The sequence below is a fragment of the Bacillus siamensis KCTC 13613 genome (assembly GCF_000262045.1).
Lineage (GTDB): Bacteria > Bacillota > Bacilli > Bacillales > Bacillaceae > Bacillus > Bacillus siamensis.
Genome location: NZ_AJVF01000032.1, coordinates 1 through 249 on the forward strand (window position 1 = coordinate 1; position 249 = coordinate 249).

The 249-nt window shown below is 55.4% G+C and carries 1 protein-coding gene; it reads left to right on the plus strand.

Annotation, left to right across the window (positions count from 1 at the left end; translation table 11 throughout):
- Positions 1-249, plus strand: a 249-nt coding sequence (locus Y79_RS1000000120725) for a hypothetical protein (protein ID WP_175575775.1), incomplete at both ends; no start/stop codon positions are given.

Consider the following 249-nt stretch of genomic DNA (forward strand, 5'->3'; position numbering starts at 1 on the left):
GCGACTGGCTTAACAGGAGCAACCGGGGCGACAGGAGAAACCGGCCCCACCGGAGTAACAGGATCAACAGGAGTAACTGGTCCAACTGGAGCAACAGGAGTAACTGGAGAAACGGGACCAACAGGAACAACTGGTGTAACCGGAGCAACCGGAGCAACAGGAGCAACAGGAGCAACAGGAGCAACAGGAGTAACTGGTCCAACAGGAGCAACGGGAGTAACTGGTCCAACAGGAGCAACAGGAGTAACT